4 protein-coding genes are annotated in these 4,981 nt (G+C 70.5%); 1 reads left to right on the forward strand and 3 read right to left on the reverse strand.

The window, feature by feature from the left end; all coding sequences use genetic code 11:
• Window positions 1-137 precede the first annotated feature (137 nt).
• The 3 genes from ACZ4MF_RS48650 to ACZ4MF_RS48660 form a co-directional block, all read right to left on the reverse strand.
• On the reverse strand, window positions 138-1,112 hold the full coding sequence (locus ACZ4MF_RS48650; protein WP_467500838.1) for a 1-deoxy-D-xylulose-5-phosphate synthase N-terminal domain-containing protein: 975 nt from the start codon (window positions 1,110-1,112) through the stop codon (window positions 138-140).
• A 78-nt stretch (window positions 1,113-1,190) separates the two neighbouring features.
• Complete coding sequence (locus tag ACZ4MF_RS48655; RefSeq protein ID WP_467500840.1) at window positions 1,191-1,607, reverse strand: hypothetical protein; 417 nt, start codon at window positions 1,605-1,607, stop codon at window positions 1,191-1,193.
• Window positions 1,608-1,905: 298 nt separating this feature from the next.
• Complete coding sequence (locus ACZ4MF_RS48660) at window positions 1,906-2,748, reverse strand: S1 family peptidase (protein ID WP_467500842.1); 843 nt, start codon at window positions 2,746-2,748, stop codon at window positions 1,906-1,908.
• Between the two features lie 538 nt (window positions 2,749-3,286).
• Between ACZ4MF_RS48660 and ACZ4MF_RS48665 the strand changes: the two genes are divergently transcribed.
• A complete protein-coding gene (locus tag ACZ4MF_RS48665; RefSeq protein WP_467500844.1) occupies window positions 3,287-4,702 on the forward strand; it encodes a hypothetical protein in 1,416 nt (471 codons plus the stop codon).
• Window positions 4,703-4,981 lie beyond the last annotated feature (279 nt).

The raw sequence follows: 4,981 nt of genomic DNA on the forward strand, positions 1-4,981 counted from the left end.
GATCAAACGTACTCATGGCTGTCGTATCGGTCATTTCGGAATGTCGACGGCAGGGGGCCGATCGGGGTATATGCGGCTGCTTCCGCCGCTCGGCCGGGATGTGAAGTGACCGGAGAAAAAGGCGGATTGAATGACGATTAGCCCTTCCGAATGATCTGCTGACGCTTGCTCACCCCATATCGACCGCGTGTCGCTGTGGAATGCGTGAGTTGGTCCGTGCTAATGGAACGGCTGTGCCGAAGTCTGCTCGTCGTTCTACCAGGCAGGAGACGGCACGGCGGCGGCGAATCAGCGCTCCTCGGGGCCGGTGTTGTCGGCTGGCAGCAGGACGCAAGCCGTGGCGGCCAGGTACGGGACCCTGCGGTGGACTTGGAGGCGGAGGTCTTCGGGTGGCGGAGCGGCTCTTGCCAGCCGTCGGAAGTCGGTGCAGGGCGGGGATGTGGGGGTGCGGGGTGTACGGGGCGAACGCTTGGCCTTGCTGAACGGCTGCATGCGGTCGGCGGGTTCCTCGGCGGCCGTGATGTTCGGGATGGCCGCCTCCTCCTGGGCGCGCCAGGGCACCCAGCCGCCGAGCAGGTGCGGCCGCCCTCGCAGGACGCGCAGCGCCGTCGCGGACCTGCGCGGAGTCGCTCAGGCTGTGAGGACCTATCAGGCTGCCGCTCGGTGCGTGCTCGATCGCCGACGATGGTGACGATGTGCCGGCCCGTCTCCGCCGCGAGCTGTCCGGCCTTGGCCATGCCGTCGGCGTACGACAGGGCCACCGATGCGGGGGAGTGTGCGATGTGGTCGTGCGCGGACTCCTCCCGGCTGAGGTATCCGGAGAGTCCGCCGCGCTGCCGCAGCCCGGAGAACTCACCGGCCTGCCCCGTGGCGACCTTGTGGACGTACGCAGGACGCCCGACATGCCACGGCAGTCGGTTGCGTGGGGAGCCGAGGAGCCGGCGCAGTGCCAGGGGCAGTTCCGCGGTGCCGAGGTTGGGTCCCGGATGGACGCCTGCGGCCGCGACATGGCGCATCAGGAAGTCGCGGATCTCCCCGGCGCGCCGGGTCGGCTGCGCATGGCGCGGTTTCTTCAGGCCAGAGGGCTGGTTGACGCGTGCCAGCAGGCTCACGGCGCTGCTCCTCCACGATGCTGCCGTGCTGCCAGCGGATACTCAGGGGCAGCCGATGCTTGCTGGAAGAGTCGCTGCTCACCGGGAGACCGATGTTCCGAGGGCTCTCTGCTCCAGGGCGTGTCGCAGGGCGGAGCCGACCGCGGGGGCGGGTGCCTCCGGGCCGGCTGACGCATTCCACCGGGCGTCCTGCCGACCGGTGCAGATGTGGCGTGACGAGGGGCCACGCACCTTGGTTCTCGGCTCCTCCTGCACCCGTCGCACGTTCGCGGCCGCAGGGAAGCGGGTGAGTTCCGCGGCGAGCTCCTGGGCGCACTCGGCCAGGGTGGAGGTGGCCGCCTTCGACCGCGGCATCGACTTGGGGGTGAAGACCACCAGCGGCCTTCGGCCGCCCGGAGTCTGCTGCCTGATCAGATGGAAGTAGTCGCCCGGCAGGGAGGGCGCGGCCACGGTCGTGTTGCCCTGCGCGCACGGTTGCTGGCGGTATTTCGGCATGACCGCGACGACATCTGCGCGCCGTGCCGGTGGCAGACCTCGGCGTAGGGTGCCGCCGTTATTGCGCGTCCCTGACCGTGTGAAACACAGCGCCGTCGACCTGGCGGCCGCGGGTGCGGACCGCCATGTCGATCACGCCGGTGACGAGTCGGGTGCGCATCTGGTCGGTGATGGACCAGTCGGTCGCGCGACGCGGGCGGATGTCGATGACCGTGGCCGGATGCAGCCACCCGGCTGCCCCTTGTCAGGCCCTGAGGGGAACGCCCCGGCGCTGCGCTCGCCAGGGCGTCCGTACGGGTTACGGCTTCGGGAGGGCGCAGGTCGGCAGGGTGAGGTCCATCTGGTTGCCGGAGCCCACGCAGGGGGCGATGAGGTAGGTCTCCTCGGCGTAGCCGATGCCCTGGTGGATGGTGACGTTGCCGTTCTGGTCCACCTCGCAGGGGTTGTCCAGGGTGCACTGCTCGCCGTTCTCATTGGTGGTGTTGTTGACCGCCACCACCTGGCCGGTCGAGGTGTCTATGACCGGTGAGCCCGAAGTACCGCCGATCACGTGGCAGCCGGAGGTGTACCGGACGGAGTCCTTCCAGGTCCAGTCGGCCTCCTTCACCTCGTGGGCGAAGCCGTCTATCGCGCAGGAGTAGGTGGACTGCCAGTACCCGGAGACCACCTCTATGTCGTGCCCCTGCGCCGGGTGCGTGGTGGCCAGCGGCAACGCGTCGATCTGGTACTGCCGGCGGATCTGGGCGTAGGTGCTGCTCAGTTGGTACAGCGTTATGTCGGTGTCGGTCATCGTCGCGTACAGCACCTTGGTGGCCTGCAACGTGCCGACCGGGTTCGCGCCGGCGTCCAGCAGCGTGAACGTACGGCTGGACGGCTGGTCGGTGATGACCTGCCCCGCGGCGGGCATTCCGCTCTCCAGGCAGTGCCCGTTGGTCATGACCATCGCCGGGTCGTCATCCGCCGCGGCGGGGGAGCGTACGACGGATCCGGAGCAGTCGTCCAACGCCACGGTCCCGGCGAAGCTGACCTGTGCGTCCGCAGGCCTTGTCGCGGCCTCGGCCGGTGCGGCGGTCACGCCGAGGAACGTGATGACGGCGAGACTTCCTGCTGATAGAGCGGCGATGAGAGAAGGTCTGTTCATGTGGGGGGATCCTCTCCGTGCCGGAGCGTTACCAGACTTGGCATGCGCATTGTCGGATGGCGGGGGCGAGAAGAGAACCCCTCGAAAAGTGGACAGGGGCCCGCCGGGTGCGGAACGAAGCGTGGCGTGCATGCCTGACCCGGCCGAGCGCGTCGGCTGGGGCGCCGGGTACGAGATGGCGTACTGGGCGAACATGTCGGCCGACGCCCGCGCGCCGTACGGCCAGTACGGCTGCAAATACGACGAACTGGTCCTGGACGCGGTGCGGAGACCTACGTGGGCGATGGCGCGGTGCCCGTCCGCCCTCCCCGCGGCGCGGAAGCGCTGGACGAGGAGGCCGGGTCGTCGAATCGGACGACCTCGGCGACTGCGACGACGGCGCGGGAGCCGAGGAGGACATGTGGGGTGGGGCCTGATCGGCGCCCCTTGGCGTAGTGCCGATTCGGTAGTCATCCGCAGGCCGCGGCACCTCGGACATGGAGAAACTGGTGACGCGCAACCGCCCCATCTGGCTGATCCTGCTGCGCGGGTGGCGCCGATGACCGAGTGGCTCGACGGGCGCCTGCGCGCGTACGGCGTCACGGACCTGCCCGCCGACCAACCGCCGCTCGTGTTGGGCCGGAACGTCCACCAGAGCGTCTTCCCTGGTGCGGAGCTCGCGCGACGGCTGCTCGCCGAGCACGTACCCGGCGACGCGGTCGGCCCGGACGTGGTGACGATCGTGCTCCGCGGCACCCTGGACGGCGGCACCGGCGCCACGCTGGGCATACGTCGGCCCGAGACGCTGAACAACCCCGGCCGGACGATGGTCGCGCACGGCAGGGGCGTGTCAGTGATCGTCGGCTACGCGCCGCCGGTGGAGAACGCCTTCGGGCTGGCCGCGGCCGGCATCCTCAACGCGGTCGCGGCGGTGCACCGCATCCGGCGGCAGGCGTTCGAGGCTCTGGAGCTCGACCGGGTCGCGGTGGTCGAGACGGCGGACGACGCCCGCACTCTGGTCGCACGGCTCTCGCGTCGGCTCAGCGGTCTCCAGCTCGACCTGAGCTTCAGCGTCGAGGCGTACGCCGATACGACTTTCATCCCGGAGCTGCTGGTCGAAGGCTTCCACTCGTCGCTGCGCGGCGTCGCGGCGCCGGCGGACACGCTGGCCAACACGTCGCGCATCGTCGAGCGCGTGGACGCGGTGCTCGCGACGCGCCGCGTCGATCTGGAGACGGCGTCCCAGCGGTACGCCGAGCGCCGCGACCGGGTGCTGGCCGCGGCGCTCGCCGCCGGTTCGGTCATCGCTCCCGCCCGCACTGCTGCTCGCGTTCTTCGGTGTCAACAGCAGCGACGTGGACCCGCGCCGGTCGATCCTGGACGTCCACCACTACGGTGTCGCATACGCGCTCGCCTGGTTGCCGTTCCTGCTGCTGATGGGGGCCGGCCTGGTCGCACGCCGCCGCATATCGCTGCGTCTGTCCGACCCGGACGCCGACATTCGGGCTGTCGATCCCGACCGGCGCCGAACCCGGCGCACCTGGCTCGGACGATCGCGGCGACGCGATCGGTGACGCCGAGCTTCGCGGACACCGCGAACACGGTGGACATGTCGCTGCGCAGGGTCTTGCCGGAGATGTCTGGCTCACCGGCCGGTCACCACCACCTGGGCGAGCAGGGCCACCGTTCGAAGGCGGACGCGGTGTCGGGCCTGCGTGTCCGAGGCGTGGTCCGTGGCGGCGGAGCGCTGCGGCGCCTTGAGCGGCGTGTGTGTCCCGGTGTGGGGCAGCGCGGGGCGGGCGCGGCTCGTAACGGCTCCGATCTCACCCGTTCGGCGGTGGGGAAACGCCGGGGGGCAAGCCACTGGCGAGGGCGCGGGCAGACGTGCCCGCGGGCCGCCCGCGGTGCAGAAACCCCAGGTGGATCGGCCAGTGAGCGAAACGACGCCGCCCGGGCGCCAGGGTGTGACGCCTGATGTCCGGGCCCGGTGGTGTGTGCATGGCGTGTGGGTTGTCGGACAATGGTGGAGATGGGGTCCCCGGCCCGATTGCGGCAGGCCGGGGCCCCATATCGCGCGGTCGGTCTCGGATCAGTCGTCCCAGCCGCCGTCGCCGCCGCGGTCTCCGCCACGGTCGCCGCCGCGGTCGCCGCCGCGGTCTCCGCCCCGGCCGCCTTCGTCCCAGCCGCCGTCGTGGTCGCAGACCACGCGGAAGCTGGCGACGATGCCGTCCTTGACGTGGACGCCGTCCTTGAC

Source organism: Streptomyces sp. NPDC025793, assembly GCF_055558375.1.